Below are 16,977 nucleotides of genomic sequence, written 5' to 3'. Positions count from 1 at the left end.
CTGCAGACCCGACTCCTGGTGCCGATGGATCTCGATACGGCCGCTCCGCGGCCTACTCGATCAGCATGTATGCGATCAGCCTCCTCATGAACGCGATCGGCCACCTCGGTCGATCGAGCTGCCCCGCGGGGGCCGCCCTCATGCTGGTCGAGTAGCCCCGCAGGGGCGTCTCGAGACCGCGCCCGCTACCAGGGCGGCTTTCGACGCTACTGCGCCGTGGCGTCCGGGAAGAGGCCCTCGTGCACGAGGGAGCGGACGACGTCGTAGTCGGGGTCGCCGTCGACGTCGACCGCGGGCGGGACGAGCTCGACGACGCCGACCGGCTGGGACTTCGTCTTCAGGCCCAGCTGCACGAAGTAGCCGAGCATCCCCTGCGGGACGTCGGTCTTGATCACCTGGGAGCCGGCGGCGGCGACGTCCTGGAACTTCGAGAGCACATTGGCCGGCTCGAACTGCTCGAGCAGCGCGGTCTGCACCTGGCGCTGCCGTGCCATCCGGTCGTAGTCGCTCGTCGTGTAGCGCGAGCGGGCGTAGGCGAGCGCCTGCTCGCCGTTGAAGTGCCAGGGACCGGGGTCGATCCACTGGTTCACGCCCTGCATCACGCCGTCGGAGTCGGGGAGCCCGCCGAGCGGCAGGGGCTCGGTGCCCTGGTAGTCGACGTCGATGCCGCCGAGCGAGTCGATCAGCTGGGCGAAGCCCTCCATGTCGATCAGCGCGTAGTACTGGATCGGGATGCCGAGCATGCCCTCGACCGCGTCGCGGGTCGCCTCGATGCCGGGCTCGCTGCCCTCCGCGACCGCATCCGGGTAGAGCTCGGGGTGCTTCAGCTCGACCTCGGTGTAGATCGAGTTGAGCTTGCAGACGTCGACGGCGCAGTTGTCGGTCGTGTAGCCGTCCTGATACAGCTCGTGCATCGGGCTGTCCTCGGGGAACGGGATGTTCACGAACTCGCGCGAGACGCCGATCGTGGTCGCGGCGCCGGTCGACGCGTCGATGCTGACGACCGAGATGCTGTCCGGGCGCAGGCCGTCGCGGTCCTCGCCGGCGTCGCCGCCCAGCAGCATGATGTTGTAGCGGCCGTCGATCGGCGCCTCCATCGCCCCGCCGCCGAAGATCGAGGACAGCGTGCCGCGGGTGATCCCGATCAGGTAGGTGCCGTAGGCGGTCGAGCCGACCGAGACGGCCATCAGAGCGATCGTCGCGAAGGCGAGCACGGCCCGCATCCGCGGCCGCGCCCGCACCAGCCGGATCAGCCGGAGGGTGTCCAGGGTGAGCACGAGCCAGACCACGCCGTAGACGACCAGGGCCGCCTGCAGAGCGAGCATCGACAGATCGAAGGTCGCGAGCGTGTAGAGGCCCGTCGGGAAGACGAAGTAGAGGAGGACGGCGACCAGCAGCGCCGTCCAGAGCGCCAGGGTGAAGCCGAGGCCGAGCCGCCCGAGGCGCCGGTTGCCCGCGAGCACCTGCGCGGAGCCGGGAACGAGCAGGTTGCCGATCAGCAGCCACCAGGCGCGCCGGGTCATGAACGAGCTCGAGCGGACGTCCGGATGCCGCAGCGGCAGCGTCATCGCCGTCACAGGCCGGCCACCAGAGCGTCGTTCTTGGCGGCGACCTGCGCCTCCAGGTCCGCCGCGAAGGCGTCGAGGCGCTCGGACAGCGCGTCGTCGCCGATCGCGAGCATCTTCACCGCGAGCAGCCCCGCGTTGCGGGCGCCGCCGATCGACACGGTGGCGACGGGGACGCCGGCCGGCATCTGCACGATCGAGAGCAGCGAGTCGAGGCCGTCGAGGCGCGCGAGTGGCACGGGGACGCCGACGACGGGGAGGGAGGTGACCGCGGCCAGCATCCCGGGCAGGTGGGCGGCTCCGCCGGCGCCCGCGATCACGACGCGCAGACCCCGTGCACGCGCCCCGCGGCCGTAGTCGATCATCGCCTGCGGGGTGCGGTGGGCCGAGACCACGCGGACCTCGTGCGCCACGCCGAACTCCGAGAGGGTCGTCGACGCGGCCTGCATGACCGACCAGTCGGAGTCCGAGCCCATCACGACGCCGACGAGCGGAGAGGGACCGTTGACGAGCGCGTCGGCGCTCACGGGGCGGTACCGGCGGGGGTGGCGGAGGGCGTGGGGCGGGTCACGGCCACCATGGTACGTCTCAGTCGGTGAGAACGGCCGCCGCGGCACGCGCCTCGTAGACGACGAGCTCGAGCTCGTCGCCGGTGGCGTTCACGTGCCCGACCTTGCGTCCCGGACGCGGCTCCTTGCCGTAGTTGTGCACCTTGACCGCAGGGTGCGCGGCGAGCACGAGCGGGTAGCGGTCGGTCAGCGACTCGCCCACCGGACCGCCGAGGACGTTCACCATCACGGTCCACGGATCGCGGCAGCCGGTCGCGCCGAGCGGCAGGTCGAGCACCGCGCGCAGGTGCTGCTCGAACTGCGAGGTGGTCGAGCCGTCCATCGTCCAGTGCCCGCTGTTGTGCGGGCGCATCGCCAGCTCGTTGACGAGCAGGCGGTCGTCCGTCGTCTCGAACAGCTCGACCGCCAGCACGCCGGTGACGCCGAGGCTCTCGGCGATCGTCTCGGCGATGTCGGCGGCGGCGTCCGCGAGGCGGCCGGCCGAGGCGGGCGCGGGAGCGAGGACCTCGGCGCAGACGCCGTCGCGCTGGATCGACTCCACCACCGGCCAGAGGACGCTCTCGCCCGAGGGGCGCCGGGCGACGAGCTGCGCGAGCTCTCGGCGGAAGCCGACCAGCTCCTCGACGAGCAGCGCGCCGCCGCGGCCGTCCTCGGCGAGCGCCGCGAACCAGTCGTCGGCCTCGTGCGCGCCGCGGACGACGCGGACGCCCTTGCCGTCGTAGCCGCCGCGCGCGGTCTTCACCACACCGCGTCCGCCGTGCTCGTCGAGGAACGCGGCCAGCTCGTCGGCGGAGGAGACCGCCGCCCAGTCGGGCACGGGGACGCCGAGCTCGGTGAGGCGCTGCCGCATCATCAGCTTGTCCTGGGCGTAGAGGAGGGCGTCCGGGCCGGGGTGCACGGCCACGCCCTCGGCGACGAGCCGGCGCAGGATCGCCTGCGGCACGTGCTCGTGGTCGAAGGTGACGACGTCGACGGTGCGGGCGAATCCGAGCACCGTCTCCTCGTCGCGGTAGTCGCCGACGCGGGACGCGGCGAGGCCCGCGGGAGCGCCCTCGGCCTCGGCGAGCACCGCGATCTCGAGGCCGAGCTCGACCGCCGCGGGGATCATCATCCGGGCGAGCTGGCCGCCTCCGATCACACCGACGCGCATGACGATCCTCCTGGTTCCGCCCGCGGGCGCGGGGCGGCTCCATGGTAGCGAGGGGCGCGGACGCGGCGAGGGCTCCGTCGCGGACGCGGCGGTCAGAGCGGGTCGGGCGCGGGCCAGTCGGGCAGCGGCATCGGGACCGCCGCGATCGCGTCCCGCAGCAGCTCGGCGACGAGCTCGGGGTCCTCCACGTCGCGCAGCACGAACGCCTCGGCGCCGTCCCGGGTGATCCGCACGTCACCGCAGCGGGCGATGCGCTGGCTCAGGCTCCGCGAGACGCCGACCGCCATCCGCGGGTCGAAGTCGAGGTCGGCGCGGCGCACCGACAGGACGCCTCGGCGGGCGTGCAGCCCGCGCTGCGTGATCCGGTAGCGGATGCTCGCCCAGCCGGCGATGCCGGGCACGCAGAGCAGCAGCACGAGCACGGCCGCGCCGAGGGCGATGATCCAGCGCTGCAGCTCCAGCTCGAACTGCGCGGCGAAGTAGAAGCCGGTCCACGTGAGCAGGAGGAAGCCGGCGACGGGAGCGACGGCGCGACGGGCGCGCGGCGTGAGCCGGGCGAGCTCCCGGTCCCCCTCCGTGAGCCGGTCCCGGCCGCCGGCGCTCACTGGCGCAGGTGGGTGACGTCGCCCGCGGAGAACGAGCGCCGGGCGCCGTCCTGCTCGAGCACGAGCGAGCCGTCGGCGTCGAGCGTGACCGCGGTGCCCTCCTCGACGGAGCCGTCCGGCAGCTCGACCCTCACGGAGCGGCCGAGGGTGCCGAGGTGCGCGCGCACGACGGCGGCCGTGCCCGCGGCGTCGGCGTCGCCGAGCGCGAGGAGCGGCGCGAGCAGCGCCGAGAACTCGGTGAGGAAGGCGGCGAGCACGGCGTCGGCGCCGGTGGTCGCGGCACCGGCCAGGGCGAGCGAGGTCGCGGTCGGCACCGGCAGCTCCTCCTCGCTCAGCAGCAGGTTGATCCCGGTGCCGACGATCACGCGGCCGTCGGCGAGGCGCTCGGCGAGGACGCCCGCCGTCTTCCGCCCGTCGATCAGCACGTCGTTGGGCCACTTGACCTCGACCGCGCCGCCGACCAGCGGGGCGAGCGCCCGCGCGAGGGCCGCGCCGGCCAGCAGCGGCAGCCAGCCGACCGCCGCGGCGGGGAGGGCCGCCGCGTCCACCAGCGTGGAAGCCGCGAGGGTCCGCCCGGCGGGCGCCTGCCAGACCCGGCCCAGGCGTCCGCGGCCCGCGCGCTGGTCGTCGGTCGCCACGACGGAGAGGTGCGGCCAGGCCGCGGGCTCGGCCGTCGCGCGCTCGCGGAGCTCGTCGTTGGTCGAGCCCGCGCTCTCGAGCCAGAGGACCTGCGGCGACACGGAGAGGGAGAGCGGGAGCTGCATGCGGCCACGCTACCGGCGGGCCCCGCGAGAAGCCCCGGAGCCGGTCGCCGGCGCCGTGGCTTGTGCGGACCCTCCCATCGGACCCGCCGCTCCCTGTGCGGGTGCGACAACGGAGGGGTCCATCCGCGCCGATAAGGTGGGCGAGTGACCGCGAACATCGAACGTCCCGCGCCCGATCTCTTCACGACCGCGGGGAAGATCGCGGACCTGAAGGCCCGCTACCACGAGGCGGTCACCGCCAGCGGTGAGGCCGCGATCGAGAAGCAGCACGCCAAGGGCAAGATGACCGCCCGCGAGCGGATCGACACCCTCCTCGACCCCGGCTCGTTCGTCGAGCTCGACGAGTTCGTCCGCCACCGCACCCACGCGTTCGGCATGGAGAAGAAGCGGCCCTACGGCGACGCCGTCGTGACCGGCACCGGCACCATCCACGGCCGCCAGGTCGCCGTCTACTCGCAGGACTTCACGATCTTCGGCGGCTCGCTCGGCGAGGTGGCCGGCGAGAAGATCATCAAGGTGATGGATCTGGCGCTGAAGACCGGCGTCCCGATCATCGGCATCCTCGACTCCGGCGGAGCGCGGATCCAGGAGGGCGTCGTCGCCCTGGGCAAGTACGGCGAGATCTTCCGCCGCAACACCGCGGCGAGCGGCGTCATCCCGCAGATCTCGATCATCTGCGGCCCGGCGGCCGGTGGCGCGGTGTACTCCCCCGCCCTCACCGACTTCGTGATCATGGTCGACAAGACCAGCCAGATGTTCGTCACCGGCCCTGACGTGATCAAGACCGTCACCGGCGAGGACGTCGGCATGGAGGAGCTCGGCGGCGCGCTCACCCACAACAAGATCTCGGGCGTCTCGCACTACCTCGCCAGCGACGAGAACGACGCGCTCGACTACGCGCGCACCCTGCTCTCCTTCCTCCCCGACAACAACCTCTCGCCCGCGCCGGTGTTCGACAACGAGGTCGACCTCGAGACCACGGACTCCGACCGCTTCCTCGACACCGTCATCCCCGACAGCCCGAACCAGCCGTACGACATGCGCGCCGTGATCGAGCACATCGTCGACGAGGGCGACTTCCTCGAGGTGCAGCCGCTCTTCGCGCCGAACATCGTGATCGGCTTCGGCCGGGTCGAGGGCCGCTCGGTCGGCATCATCGCCAACCAGCCCAGCGCGATGGCCGGCACCCTGAACATCGAGGCCGGCGAGAAGGCCTCGCGCTTCGTCCGGTTCTGCGACGCGTTCTCGCTGCCGATCCTCACGCTCGTCGACGTCCCCGGCTACTTGCCCGGCACCGACCAGGAGTGGACCGGCGTCATCCGCCGCGGCGCGAAGCTGCTCTACGCCTACGCGGAGGCGACCGTGCCGCTGGTCACCGTCATCCTGCGCAAGGCCTACGGCGGCGCGTACATCGTGATGGGCTCCAAGCAGCTCGGCGCCGACATCAACCTCGCCTGGCCGACGGCCGAGATCGCGGTGATGGGCGGCCAGGGCGCCGTCAACATCCTCTACCGCAACGAGATCCGCAAGGCCGAGGAGGCCGGCGAGGACGTCGCGGCCGTCCGCACCCGGCTGGCGAACGAGTACACCTACAACGTGGCGAGCCCGTTCCTCGCGGCCGAGCGCGGCGAGCTGGACGGGGTCATCGAGCCGTCGGCGACCCGGGTGTCGGTGATCAAGGCGCTGCGCGCGCTCCGGACCAAGCGCGCGAACCTGCCGGCCAAGAAGCACGGCAACATCCCGCTCTGAGCCCCGGTCAGCCGGCCGTCGGCGCCTTCTCGGGCGCCGGCGCCGTCGGCTTCCCCTGCGCCGGGGTGTCGCCGCCGGACTTCTCGGCAGCGGGCTTCTCGGCACCGGGCTTCTCGGCACCGGGCTTCTCCGCACCCGGCTTCTCCGCACCCGGCTTCTCCGCGGGCGGCGTCTTCTCCTCCGGGCGCGCTCCCAGCGCCCGGGCGAAGGCGAGCGCCTCGCGCGGGGAGACGTCCGGCAGGTAGGCGCGCCCGATCGCCGCGCCGATCCGCGGCAGCTGCAGCGCGTCGGGGTAGGCCATCCACAGTCCCTCGTAGCGCGGGTGGAACTTGGCCTTGAAGCGGAACAGCGAGGTGAAGCCGTAGGCCGGCTCCAGGGTCCGCGCCAGGAACTCTAGCAGACCCGAGAGCGCGGTCGGCTCCGGCGGCTGCTCCCCCTCCGGCACGGGCGCCGTCGCGAGCGGTGCGCCGGACAGCGAGACGAACTCCGCGCCCTGCTCCTGCGCACGGAGGGCGGCGGACGCGATCAGGAACTCCATGATCCCGGGCATCGCCTCGTCCGAGCGGCGCATGAAGTCGAGCGTCCAGCCGACGATCCGGCCGTCGCGGTGCACGGGCAGCCAGCTGGTGATCCCCTGCAGCACCCCGTCCGGGCCGACGGCGAGCAGCAGCGCGACGTCCGGGTCGCGCGCCTCGTCGATCCCGCCGAGCGTGAACCCCATCTCCGGCAGCGCCTTCTCGGACACCCACTTCTCGGACAGGTCGACGATCTGGCTGGCCATCCCCAGCGACAGCTCCGGCCAGCTCGTCCAGACCGGCTCGATGCCGAGCTTGATCGCGCGGGTGAGCGGGTAGCGCACCTTCTGCCAGCGCTTCCCGGTCAGCTCGAAGCCACCGAGCTCGATGATCGTCTCCTCGCCCACCGAGATCCGCGACCAGCCGAGGCCGTCGAAGACCGGCAGCAGCTCGTCGTGGACGCTGTAGAAGACCGGCGTCCAGCTCCGCTCGTCGCAGAAGGCGACGAAGCCGGCGACCACCTCCGCGCGCCGCTCGGGCGCGCAGGCCGGATCGGAGAGCGTGATCGCGACCCCGCCCACGACGCGGTAGGCGACTCCGCCCTCGCCGTCGGGGGCGATCCAGTGCTCGTTGCCCTGCCAGGTGCCCTGGTGGCCGAGGCTGCCGGCGCCGTGGCGCACGAGCAGCCGGCGGTAGACCGCTTCGTCGCCGCGCACGCCCTGCACGTCGGTGGCCCGCAGGAGCGCGATCACCGCGACGACGACGAGGAGCCAGAAGACCGGCCCGACCCACTCGAAGCCGAGGCGGGCGAGCGGCTCCCGCGGCACCGCCAGCAGGCCGTGCCCACCGAGGAAGCTCGACGGCACGAAGCGCAGCAGCCCGTCGAGGAGGAGCCGGCCGATCCCGAGCACCGGCTCGAAGCTGGTCCGGGTCGAGGCCGAGAGCGCGAGGTAGCCGCCGAGCGAGACGACGAAGCCGATGCCGACCACCAGTGACCAGCGGCGCTCCGACTCCCGCGGAGCCCGGATCCGGAAGTGCCTGCTGCCGACCGCCAGGAGGACGATGACCGCGACCGGGACGACCACGGTGGTGGCCACCCAGAGCAGGTACTCGGCGTAGTACTGGAAGTCGGGGTGCCGCGCCGCGCGCTGCAGAAGGACGATGTCGAGGATCGCGATGGCGGCGTTGACGCCGATCGCGAGCAGCAGACCGAGACGGCGCCCGGAGCGCATCCCGTACGCCGCGACGAGCAGCAGGATCATCGGGACGAAGGTGAGCAGGATCGGCCCGGGCGAGATCAGGTTCAGCCGCACGTGGTGCGCGCAGTGCCGGACCGTGGCGCCGCAGGGGTCCTCGAGATCGGCGGCGCCGGTGAACGCGCTCTGCAGCAGCCGGCCGAGGAACGAGAACGGCCCGTAGCCCGAGTCGGAGAGCACGGCGACGAGCGGACCGAGGGCGGTGACCGCGACCACCGCGGCGAGCAGGGCGCGCGACTCCCGGTGCGAGCTCGGCGCGGGGCGCTGCGGGCGCAGTCCGCTCACCCCGTGCGCCATCACGGCCCCGATCGCCAGGCCGGCGATGCCCGCGAGGAGTCGGTACACGTCGGCGGAGTCGCCGGCGTAGAGCACGAACATCAGGACCACCGCGAAGACGGTGACGCGCAGGCGCCGGCGCCAGAGGCCGCCCATGAAGGCCGTCGCGGCCAGCAGCGCGCCGACGCCGCCGATCAGCGGGTCGAAGGTGTGGTCGCCGACCGTGTCCCCGGCCCACCACTCGCCGACGGAGGCGCCGACGCTCTGCAGGGCCGCTCCGACCGTCGTTCCGAGCGCCCCGGTGAGCAGGAAGGCGAGGACCAGCCGGCGCGCTCCGAGACGGCGCTCGGCCGCGATCAGCAGCGGCAGGAGCAGGAGGACGACGAGGAGCAGCGCGGGCGGGCCCGACGCGATCAGCAGGCCGGTCACCGCGGCCCAGGGCCGGCCGCCGAGGATCGTGCCGGCGCCGGCCGCCCACCAGGCGCCGGTCTCGTCGCTCGCCGGGGCGACAAGGGTGCCGGCCGCCGCGCTGGCGAGCAGGACCGCCGCCGTCGTCGCGAAGGCCGCGGGCGAGGACCGGAGGACCGCGGCGACGCGACGGGCGGAGGCGCGGCCGCGCTTCAGGGACCACGACGGCATGCGGTGACACTCCTGTTCGGACGGAAGGGGCGTCGCTCCGGCGGCGTCCGGCGTCAGCATAGTCACCGGCCCGCACGCGGGACCGTGAACGGCATGCGGTACCGTCGCGGGATGAGCGCAGCCGACTCCGCCCCCACCGTCGTCATCACCACTCCCGGCCTCGATGCGCGCGAGATCGCCGCCGTGACCGCGGTCGTGACCGCGCTCGCCGCGCAGTCGCACCCGGTCGCCGAGGTGCCGGTCGTCCCCAGCGGCGGCTGGAGCGACCGCGCCGCCGCCGTCCGGGCACCGCTGCAGCCGGCTCCCGGAGCCTGGCGCTCGTTCTCCGGCTGAGCGCTGCGGGAGGCCTGCTCGGGTCGGAACGACGCGGTACGCGGGTTTTGTACCCCGATTAGTCCCCTAAAGTGCCGACTACCCGCCCCTCGCAGTCCTCGGCATAGTTATGCGTGTTAGGTGCTCACTCCACGGAGGGGGCATCGCCAATCACTCGCCGACCAGGGTAAGCAGGCGGGTGTTTTGGGGGCGAGTGAGGGTGACATTCGGGTTGTCACCCTCACTCGGGGTTTGACGGCGGGCTGGGCCCCCTCTTCGGAGGAGTGGACAGCCCGCCGCACTCTTTTAACGTCTCCTGCGGTTCAACGTCTTCTCGGCCGCCCGGCGCACCGGAGGTCCGCAGCGCACCGGGCGGCACGGACGGCTCGGTTCAGTCCTCGAGGACGCCCTGCTCGTCGCGCCGGATCTCGACCCAGGCGTCCACCTCGTCGCCCGCGTCGTCCGAGCCGAGGGCGCCCGCGCTGCCGTCGCCCGCGGTCCGCAGGCCCACGACCGTCACCGCCGACGGCGAGTCCGCCGACGCCGTGCGGACGACGACGCGGTCGACCCCCTCGCCGATGCCGCCGAGCGCCCGGGCGAGTTCGCGCAGCACCCGCCGGCTCTCCTCCTCCGTGGTCCGGTCCAGCCCGCCGTCGTCCAGCACCGATACCGTGACGCCCCGACGTCGCGCGTCGAGCACCAGGCGGCGGACGTCGTCGTCCAGCAGCCGCCTCCCCCGGATCTCGTCCCGGACGGACGCCTCCAGCAGGGCGCACTCGCGGCGCTCCTCATCGGTGAGGCCCACCGGGCTGGTGGCGATGCGCAGCAGCATCTCGGAGGCGATGGTGCGGGTCTGCTCCAGCCGCACCTCCCGCTCGGAGAGGTGCGCCTCCTCCGCCGCGCGCCACGACGCGGCGGCCCGCTCGGCGGCCTCGAGCACGCGCGCCTCGGAGCCGGCGCGGCCGAGCTCGATGATCAGGAGCTGCGCGATGCCGACCCAGGCGATGCCGCCGACGACGCCGAGGGTCGCCAGAGCGACGGGACCCGCCCAGACCGTCGTGTGCACGATCAGGAACGCCATCCCGGTCCACGCCGCCAGGGGGCGCCGACGGGCGCAGACGATCGTCATGAGCGTGCCGACCGCCGCGATGTACCAGGTGGAGTAGCCGTTGGAGGCACCGGGGTCCAGCGACGGCGAGACGAGCAGCGGCAGCCCCACCGCCACTCCCGCCATCGCCCAGGCGGTCACCGCGTTCATCCGCGTGGTCGAGCTCGGCAGGAGGGCGATCACGGTGGCGGCGATGTAGACGGCGACGGCCGTCAGATCGGCGGGAGTGGCGGGTGTCAGCCGGTAGGAGAAGAAGGCGAGGACGACGTGGTAGAGCGAGAAGCCCCCGCCCAGCGCGTAGAGCAGCGGGCGCGGGTAGGCGATCACGATCGGCCCTTCGCGGCGGGCCAGAGGACGACGACCCGGGTGCCCTCGCCGGGAACGGTGTCGACGCGCGCCGAGCCCTGCACCTGGTGCACCCGGTCGAGGATCGAGAGCCGGATGCCGAGCCGCTCGCGCGGGACGTCGGCGAGGAGGAAACCGCGGCCGTCGTCCTCGACGACGACCTCGACGGAGCACGCCGAGAGCTGCCCGCGCACCGATCGCCGGACGGCGTCGCTCGGGCCGGCGTGCTGGACGCTGTTGGTCAGGGCCTGCCAGACCGCGCCGAGGACGGCCTCCGCGACCGGCCGCGGCATCGTCGTCATCCGCGGGTCGACGTCGCCGTCGAGGACGACCCCGAACTCCGCGACGAAGGTCGAAGCCGCGTGAGACAGCTGCCGCTCGAGCAGCTCCAGCGGCACCTCTCCTGCGTCGAGGTCGGACTCCTCGTCCGGGAGCAGCACCGAGAGCGTCTTCCGCGCCATCGAGGAGACGAGGGCGCGCTCGGCGCCCGACTCGGCCGTCGCCGCGGCGAGCAGGGTCGCGAGCACGTTGTCGTGCACGAGGGCGTCGACCTCGACCCGCTCGACCTCGCCGGCGTGCTGGCGCATCGCCCCCTCGTACTGCTCCATCGCGGTGCGCTGCGCACGGTCGACCCGGTCCGCCGACTGCCGGAGCACGGTGATCAGCACCAGCATGACGAAGCCGACGATGCCCACGTAGACGGCGTCGAGGGCGGCACGGGTGGGCGACGCTCCGCCGCCCGAGGGGAGGACGCGCAGGACGCCGAACAGGATCGTGGTGACGGAGGCGTACACGATCGCCAGCCGCAGCGGCGCGACGATCGTGCAGAAGGCCGTGCCGATCGTCAGCAGGTACCAGATCCACGGCGTCTCCTGGGGGACGGCGTCAGGGCGGATCGTCAGCGGCCAGGTGAGCAGCGCGAGCAGGAGCGACGCGGCGACGACGGCGCCGCTGACCTGCGTCCCGCGCCGCGCGACCGCGGTGACCACCGAGGCGCCGAGCGCGCCGAAGACGACGACCAGCACGGGCCAGGCGACCTCGGGCCGCAGGACCGGGAGCTGACCGAGGATGGGCGGCACGGTCTGCAGCGCGAAGCCGAAGCCGAAGAACGAGACGACCGTGCTGATGATCCGGTCGATGCGCTCGCGGTTCGCCGGAGCGCGCGCGGGGACGACCTCAGCGCCCGGCATCGCCGTCGTCCGGATCGATGCCCGGCAGGATGCCGTCCTCGACGGCGCGGCGCAGCAGATCGACCTTCGTCGGGGCCGGCCGCCCGATCTCGACGTACTTGTCGCGGATCCGGTCGAGGTACTCCTTGGCCGTCGACACCGAGATCTGCAGGCGGTCGGCGACGAGCTTGAGCGGCAGGCCGGAGGCGTAGAGGTGCAGCACGTCGCGCTCGCGGCGCCCGAGCACCGCGCGGGCGAAGTCGTCGTCCGCGTCGATCGCCGACGCCCACTCGAGGTTGTTCAGGACCTCGCCGCGCGCGACGGTGCGGATCGCGGCGACCACGGTCGACATCGGAGAGGACTTCGGGATCACTCCGGCGGCGCCCGCCGCGAGCGCCTCGCGAACGGCGACCACGCGGTCGGCGATGCTGTGGACCAGGACGGCCGAGCCGCGCACCTGACCCCACTTGACGTTCGCCGTGATGCTCGATCCGTCGTTCAGGGAGAGGTCGAGGACGAGCACCTCGATCTCCGAGCCGTCGAGGACCTCCTCGAGCGCGCGCACCGTCTCGGCCGCGGCCACCACCTGCATCCCCGCGGCCTCGACGGCGGCGGCGACACCCAGGCGGACGGACTCGTGGTCGTCCACGATGGCGACCCGCACCCTCGGCGCGGCAGCGGACTCAGCTGTCATCGGTGGTCTCCCTCGGGCTCATGCTGGCGACGCCGCGCTCAGGCGTCTCGGCGCACGAGGCGGGCGACGGCCTCCACGTGCGAGGTGTGCGGGAAGAGGTCGAAGCCGTCGAGCCGCTCGAGCTCGTAGCCGCCCGCGGAGAGCGCGCCGACGTCGCGGGCGAGCGCCACCGGATCGCAGGCGACGTAGACCAGCTGCGCGGGCGCCAGCTCGATCAGCGCGTCGGTCACCGCGCGGCCGGCACCGGCCCGGGGCGGATCGAGGACGACCGTCGCGGCCCGCCAGCGCCCGCGCTCGCGGGCGTCGGCCTGGGCGAGCGCGTCGCGGAGGTAGCGGTCGACCCGGGCGGTCACCGCGCGGGCACCGACCTGGTCCGCGAGGTTCTCCAGGGCGTGCTCCGTGGCCCGCGCGTCGCTCTCGACGCTCGTGACGCGGACGCCGGCACCGAGGTGGTCGGCCAGCGCGGCGGCGAGCAGCCCGACTCCGCCGTAGAGGTCGTGGTTCGCGGCCCGGACGTCGGCGACGCCGGCGTCGACGGCGGCCTGCACCGCGTCGAAGAGGGTCGCCGCGGCGCCGCGGTGCACCTGCCAGAAGCCGGAGCGGTCGACGCGGAAGGTGCGGTCGGCGACGAACTCGGAGACGACCGTCCGGTCCCTCCTGGCGCGCTTGTCGGACGGGTCGTGCACGAGCACGGCCGCGCCGTCCGAGCCGGCGGCGTCGACGAGGTCGACGACGGAACCCGGAGCCAGACGCTGGTCGAGCGGGGCCGCGGCCGAGGAGGCGGCGGTCGCGAGCGGCAGGCCCTCGACGTCGACGACGTGGTGACTGCGCGCGGCGTACGGCCCGACACGGCCGGAGTCGTCCACGTGCAGGCGGTTGCGGGTGCGCCAGCCGAGGCCGCCGGTCTCGTCGTCGCCCGCGACCGGTGCGACGACGACGTCGACCTCGCGCCGGGCGAAGCGGGAGAAGGAGTCGACCAGCACGGCGCGCTTGAGCTCGCGCTGGTACTCGAGCGCGGCGTGGCCGAACTCGGCGCCGCCGACGCGCTCCTCGGGGCGGCGGTCGATGCCCGCCTGGGCCCAGACGTGCTCGACGCGGTGCGGCGACGCCTCGAGCACCTCGAGCGCCTCACCGCGCCAGAAGCTGTCGTGGCGGATCTCGCTGACCCGCACGCGGACCCGCTCGCCGGGCAGCACATCGGGGACGAAGACGACCCGGCCCTCGTGCCGGGCGACGAAGACGCCGCCGTGGGCGACGTTGCTAATGTCGAGCTCGATCTCGGTCCCGAGTGCCTCGCCGGTCCCCGCGGCTCGGTCGGACGCGCGGGGCGGGGTCTGTGCCATCCGTCGAGCATCCCACAGCGTGGGCCCGATCGCAGGGAGCCCTCGTGCGCCTCCACCTCGCCTCCACCTCCCCCGCCCGACTGGCACTGCTGCGCGCCGCCGGGATCGAGCCCGTGGTCGTCCCCTCGGAGGTCGACGAGCCGGCCGCCGTCGCCCGGGCCGAGCGGGAGCGCGGAGCCGCGCTGGACGCCGACGCGACCGTGGCGCTGCTCGCCCGCGCCAAGGCGACAGCCGTCCTCGGGCCGGAGATCGACGGCCTGGTCCTCGGCGGCGACTCCGCCTTCGTGCTCGACGGCGTCGTGCACGGCAAGCCGCACGAGCCCGAGCGCGCCCGCGAGCGCTGGCGGGCGCAGCGCGGGCGCACCGGCCGCCTGCACTCCGGCCACTGGCTGATCGACCACCGCGGCGGGCGGATCGTCGCCGAGACCGGAGCGGTCACCTCCGCCGCCGTCACCTTCGCCGCGGACATCGAGGACGACGAGATCGACGCCTACGTCGCGACCGGGGAGCCGCTCGAGGTGGCCGGCGCGTTCACGATCGACGGGCGCGGCGCCGGCTTCATCACGGCGATCGAGGGCGACCCGTCGACGGTGATCGGGATGTCCGTGCCGACGCTGCGCTCGCTCGTGCGCGAGCTCGGGGTGTCCTGGCCGTCGCTCTGGAACCGCTGACGCCCGGCAATCGCTGACACCGCCCGCTCCCGGCCGCCCTTGTCGGGAACCGACGAAGCGCTCGCCCTTCTTTGTGGTGAGCCGCGCCGGGCATCCGCGGGCCGCCCTCTAGGGTTGGGGACCATGCCAGGTATCACGAAGGTGCTCATCGCCAACCGAGGCGAGATCGCCGTCCGCGTCGTCCGGGCCGCCCGCGACAGCGGCATCGCCTCCGTCGCCGTCTACGCCGACCAGGACCGCGACGCCGTGCACAGCCGCCTCGCCGACGAGGCGTACGCGCTCGGCGGCACGACCAGCGCCGAGACGTACCTCGTCATCGAGAAGCTGCTCTCGGTCGCCCGCCGCTCCGGCGCCGACGCCGTGCACCCCGGCTACGGCTTCCTCGCCGAGAACGCCGACTTCGCCCGCGCCGTCATCGACGCCGGACTGATCTGGATCGGCCCGTCGCCGGAGGCCATCGAGCGCCTCGGCGACAAGGTCTCGGCCCGCCACGTCGCCGAGAAGGTCGGCGCTCCGCTCGCGCCCGGCACCCTGAACCCCGTCTCGGGCGCCGCCGAGGTGCTCGAGTTCGTCGACCAGCACGGCCTCCCGGTCGCCATCAAGGCGGCCTTCGGCGGCGGCGGCCGCGGCCTGAAGGTCGCCCGCGAGCGCGACGAGGTCGAGGAGATGTTCGCCTCCGCCACCCGCGAGGCGATCGCCGCCTTCGGGCGCGGCGAGTGCTTCGTCGAGAAGTACCTCGACCAGCCCCGGCACGTCGAGACCCAGTGCCTCGCCGACGCCGACGGGAACGTCGTCGTCGTCTCCACCCGCGACTGCTCGCTGCAGCGCCGGCACCAGAAGCTGGTCGAGGAGGCGCCCGCGCCGTTCCTCACCGACGAGCAGAACACCGAGCTCTACCGCGCCTCGAAGGCGATCCTGCGCGAGGTCGGCTACGTCGGCGCCGGCACCTGCGAGTTCCTGATCGGCAAGGACGGCACCGTCTCCTTCCTCGAGGTGAACACCCGCCTGCAGGTCGAGCACCCCGTCTCCGAGGAGGTCACCGGCATCGACCTCGTCCGCGAGCAGTTCCGCCTCGCCGAGGGCGGCCTGCTCGACTACGACGACCCGCAGCCCCGCGGCCACTCCTTCGAGTTCCGCATCAACGGCGAGGACGCCGGCCGCGGCTTCCTGCCCGCCCCCGGCCCGGTGCACGTCTTCAAGGCGCCCGGCGGACCGGGCGTGCGCGTCGACTCCGGCGTCGTCGCCGGCGACGTGATCTCCGGCTCGTTCGACTCGCTGCTGGCCAAGCTGATCGTCACCGGCGCGACCCGCGCCGAGGCGCTCGAGCGCTCGCGCCGCGCCCTCGCCGAGTTCGAGGTCACCGGCCTGCCCACCGTGCTGCCGTTCCACCGCGCGATCGTCGAGGACCCGGCCTTCGCCCCCGCCGGCGACGAGCCGTTCTCGATCTACACCCGCTGGATCGAGACCGAGTTCGACAACACCATCGAGGCGTGGAGCGGCGAGCCCGGCGCGATCGACGGACCGGCCGCCCGCCAGAGTGTCGTGGTCGAGGTCGACGGCCGCCGCGTCGAGGTCACCCTGCCCAGCGACCTCGTCGGCTCCGGCCCGTCCCGCGGTCCCGCTGCCGCCGCCCCCAAGCGCCGCGGCTCCGCCTCCGTCAGCACCGTCACCGGCGACTCCGTCACCGCCCCGATGCAGGCCACCATCGTCAAGGTCGCCGTCGCCGAGGGCGACACCGTCGTCACCGGCGACCTCGTCGTCGTCCTCGAGGCCATGAAGATGGAGCAGCCCCTCACCGCCCACAAGGACGGCGTCGTCCGCTCCCTGAACGCGGAGGCGGGCACCACGGTCTCCTCGGGCCACGTGCTGCTGTCGATCTCCTGAGCCGCTCCCCGCGCGGCTCAGCGCAGTCGGCTTCGCGACGGGGCGCGTACAGCAGAGCGGGTCGCGTCGCGCTGCCTCGAAACGCTGGCACGCGTTTCTCGCTCACGCGCTCCGGCTGTGCTCATCTCTGAGCCGCTCCCTGCGCGGCTCAGCGCAGTCGGCCCGTTCACGTGGTGCGTTCCGCAGAGCGGGTCGCGTCGCGCTGCCTCGAAACGCTGACACGCGCTTCTCGCTCACGCGCTCCGGCTGTGCTCATCTCTGAGCCGCTCCCCGCGCGGCTCAGCGCAGTCGGCTTCGCGACGGGGCGCGTACAGCAGAGCGGGTCGCGTCGCGCTGCCTCGAAACGCTGGCACGCGTTTCTCG

General features: G+C 73.5%; 14 protein-coding genes. 4 read left to right on the top strand and 10 right to left on the bottom strand.

The annotated features are described in order from the left end of the window. Positions 1-206: 206 nt before the first annotated feature. From MT350_RS03465 to MT350_RS03445, 5 genes are all read right to left on the bottom strand, one after another. A complete protein-coding gene (locus MT350_RS03465; RefSeq protein WP_243615631.1) occupies positions 207-1,568 on the bottom strand; it encodes an LCP family protein in 1,362 nt (453 codons plus the stop codon). A gap of 5 nt (positions 1,569-1,573) precedes the next feature. Next, positions 1,574-2,041: a 5-(carboxyamino)imidazole ribonucleotide mutase gene (gene purE, locus MT350_RS03460; protein WP_123445392.1), complete on the bottom strand. Its 468-nt coding sequence runs from the start codon at positions 2,039-2,041 to the stop codon at positions 1,574-1,576. Positions 2,042-2,153: 112 nt separating this feature from the next. Then, entirely contained in the window at positions 2,154-3,284 is a 1,131-nt protein-coding gene (locus MT350_RS03455; protein WP_279392134.1) for a 5-(carboxyamino)imidazole ribonucleotide synthase, read from the bottom strand. A gap of 92 nt (positions 3,285-3,376) precedes the next feature. Continuing rightward, positions 3,377-3,889, bottom strand: coding sequence for a PH domain-containing protein (locus MT350_RS20355; protein WP_243615391.1), 513 nt, complete (start codon positions 3,887-3,889; stop codon positions 3,377-3,379). Then, positions 3,886-4,653, bottom strand: a complete 768-nt coding sequence (locus tag MT350_RS03445; protein ID WP_243615390.1) for a biotin--[acetyl-CoA-carboxylase] ligase — start codon at positions 4,651-4,653, stop codon at positions 3,886-3,888. The genes MT350_RS20355 and MT350_RS03445 overlap by 4 nt, the downstream gene beginning before the upstream one ends. Positions 4,654-4,797: 144 nt before the next feature. Here MT350_RS03445 and MT350_RS03440 point away from each other — a divergent pair, with 144 nt between their 5' ends. Then, a complete protein-coding gene (locus MT350_RS03440; protein ID WP_243582397.1) occupies positions 4,798-6,402 on the top strand; it encodes an acyl-CoA carboxylase subunit beta in 1,605 nt (534 codons plus the stop codon). 7 nt (positions 6,403-6,409) lie between these two features. Here MT350_RS03440 and MT350_RS03435 read toward each other — a convergent pair whose 3' ends face one another. Next, positions 6,410-9,088: a DUF2156 domain-containing protein gene (locus MT350_RS03435; RefSeq protein WP_243615389.1), complete on the bottom strand. Its 2,679-nt coding sequence runs from the start codon at positions 9,086-9,088 to the stop codon at positions 6,410-6,412. Between the two features lie 111 nt (positions 9,089-9,199). On the opposite strand from MT350_RS03435, the gene MT350_RS03430 reads away from it, so the two are divergent. Then, the gene (locus MT350_RS03430; protein WP_123445310.1) at positions 9,200-9,421 is read left to right on the top strand and encodes an acyl-CoA carboxylase subunit epsilon; all 222 of its coding nucleotides are present in this window, start codon (positions 9,200-9,202) and stop codon (positions 9,419-9,421) included. A 370-nt stretch (positions 9,422-9,791) separates the two neighbouring features. On the opposite strand, the gene MT350_RS03425 is transcribed toward MT350_RS03430, so the two are convergent. Genes MT350_RS03425 through MT350_RS03410 form a run of 4 tightly spaced genes read right to left on the bottom strand, consistent with a single transcriptional unit; the run spans position 9,792 to position 14,059 of the window. Beyond that, positions 9,792-10,835, bottom strand: a complete 1,044-nt coding sequence (locus MT350_RS03425) for a hypothetical protein (protein WP_123735215.1) — start codon at positions 10,833-10,835, stop codon at positions 9,792-9,794. Beyond that, positions 10,832-12,043, bottom strand: coding sequence for a sensor histidine kinase (locus MT350_RS03420; protein WP_243615388.1), 1,212 nt, complete (start codon positions 12,041-12,043; stop codon positions 10,832-10,834). Before MT350_RS03420 ends, MT350_RS03425 begins: the two co-directional genes overlap by 4 nt. Then, a complete protein-coding gene (locus tag MT350_RS03415; RefSeq protein ID WP_243615387.1) occupies positions 12,030-12,716 on the bottom strand; it encodes a response regulator in 687 nt (228 codons plus the stop codon). The genes MT350_RS03420 and MT350_RS03415 overlap by 14 nt, the downstream gene beginning before the upstream one ends. 38 nt (positions 12,717-12,754) lie before the next feature. Next, positions 12,755-14,059 carry a class I SAM-dependent RNA methyltransferase gene (locus tag MT350_RS03410; RefSeq protein ID WP_243598834.1) on the bottom strand — a complete coding sequence of 435 codons (1,305 nt, stop codon included), beginning with the start codon at positions 14,057-14,059 and terminating at the stop codon, positions 12,755-12,757. Positions 14,060-14,103: 44 nt separating this feature from the next. Between MT350_RS03410 and MT350_RS03405 the strand changes: the two genes are divergently transcribed. Both MT350_RS03405 and MT350_RS03400 read left to right on the top strand, forming a co-directional pair. Next, positions 14,104-14,730 (top strand): nucleoside triphosphate pyrophosphatase, encoded by a 627-nt coding sequence (locus tag MT350_RS03405; RefSeq protein WP_123445306.1) that lies wholly within the window; start codon positions 14,104-14,106, stop codon positions 14,728-14,730. Between the two features lie 123 nt (positions 14,731-14,853). Next, on the top strand, positions 14,854-16,614 hold the full coding sequence (locus tag MT350_RS03400) for a biotin carboxylase N-terminal domain-containing protein (protein ID WP_243598833.1): 1,761 nt from the start codon (positions 14,854-14,856) through the stop codon (positions 16,612-16,614). Positions 16,615-16,977 lie beyond the last annotated feature (363 nt).

Source organism: Rathayibacter sp. VKM Ac-2928, assembly GCF_022815545.1.
Taxonomy (GTDB): Bacteria; Actinomycetota; Actinomycetes; order Actinomycetales; family Microbacteriaceae; genus Rathayibacter; species Rathayibacter festucae.
Note: the sequence above shows the minus strand (reverse complement) of the source record. Positions and strands in the feature narration are given on the sequence as shown.